Origin of the sequence: Plesiomonas sp., from assembly GCF_051650925.1 — a bacterium.
GTDB lineage: Bacteria > Pseudomonadota > Gammaproteobacteria > Enterobacterales > CAMTGL01 > Plesiomonas.
Map to the genome: position 1 here is coordinate 1 of NZ_JBOFRH010000232.1, position 1,615 is coordinate 1,615.

The window sequence follows — 1,615 nt, forward strand, 5'->3', positions numbered from 1 at the left end:
GAAGCGTCCATGGCTCTGCCCATTGTGCCAGCTGTTGTAATACACCGCTCAGTGCAAAACATTGTCCCGCTTCGGGCAATGCACTGACCTGATATTCCATCCCCTGATAGGTAAAACGCAATTGCCAAGCATGCAAGTAACCGCGATCGGCTATCTCCCCTTGCCCATATTCCGCGCTACCGTATAAAGGGTCTCCTAAAATCGCCGCACCTTCACTCTTTAGAGCTACCCGAATCTGATGCGTTTTGCCGGTCGCTGGGCGCAGAAGAAATAAACGCAAGCCTGCGCCAGTACCTGCACTGAAATATTGGGTAACCGCAGGATTTTGTTGCGAGGCCAGTAATTTCCATGTTCCACGGCGCGAGCGCGCCATATCGCCACAGATTTTTCCCTGCTTACGACGCGGTTGCTTATCTGAAAGCGCGATGTAAAATTTTTCAACATTGCGTTGTGCAAAAAGACCGGATAATTCAGCCGCTGCCTTGGCATTCAGTGCTAAGATAAGAAGACCTGATGTCATTTTATCCAAACGATGCACCAACCAAACTTGGGAAACACCCAGTTGCTCAGCCACTTGAGCGGTTAAACCGTGCAGGTTGTCATCACGGTGCACACTGATCCCGGCAGGCTTATTAATAACCACAAAATCCGGATGCTGAAAAACGATAGGAAACATGAATACCTCACAATTGGGGCCGAAAGTATACCTCCGTCGTTTGCGGATCAACATGAAGAATTAACAATTTCACATAGTTTACTGTCAGTGCTGAATTCCACTGATGACTGAAAGTCCTTAAACTACAACAGTGAAAGATAATAAAGATGGCCAGGATGACGTATATTTCTGACATAGCTCATATCGTGGATTGGATCCTTATTTTTAGCTATTGGCTGATTGTAGCCGCCGTAACGGTGCGCGTGCTGATGAAGCGCCGAACTGTCGCTGTTTCTATGGCTTGGCTGCTGGTTATCTATATTGTTCCCTTGGTCGGCATCATTGCCTACTTGCTTTTTGGCGAGCTGTATCTGGGATCGCGCCGCGCTGCGCGTTCACAAGCCATGTGGAAACCGTTCTCTGACTGGTTCAACTCTTTAAGCCAGTGCGATCATCTGGTGAATATGAAATCCAGCCATACGGCAGCGCCACTCTTTAATTTATGCCGACGACGGCTGAAAACGCCGTGCATCAATGGCAACCAATTACATCTGTTCACCACCACAGATGACATCCTCAGTGCCATTGTGCGCGACATTAATCTCGCCCAACATCATATCTCCATGGTGTTTTACATCTGGAATAACGGCGGTTTAGTTGAGCATGTGGTCAATGCGCTGATTGAAGCGGCAAAACGTGGTGTCAAATGTCGGGTGATGCTGGACTCGGTCGGCAGTTTACGTTTCTTCCGTAGCCGTTACCCTGAGTTGTTCCGCCATGCGCAAATCGACTTAGTGGAAGCCTTGCACGTAAACCCGCTGCGGGTTTTCTTACGCCGTATGGATCTGCGCCAACATCGCAAAATTGTCATTATCGATAATGACATCGCCTATACCGGCAGCATGAACATGGTCGACCCGCGTTATTTCAAACAAGATGCCGGCGTGGGTCAGTGGGTCG

Annotated in this window: 2 protein-coding genes; one reads left to right on the plus strand and one right to left on the minus strand. The window is 48.9% G+C overall.

The features are described from left to right. A partial coding sequence (locus ACRC27_RS05495) for a TIGR01621 family pseudouridine synthase (RefSeq protein WP_438639379.1) occupies positions 1-676 on the minus strand: 676 nt, incomplete at its 3' end. A 155-nt stretch (positions 677-831) separates the two neighbouring features. Between ACRC27_RS05495 and ACRC27_RS05500 the strand changes: the two genes are divergently transcribed. Then, on the plus strand, positions 832-1,615 hold a 784-nt coding region (locus ACRC27_RS05500), incomplete at its 3' end, for a phospholipase D-like domain-containing protein (protein WP_438639380.1).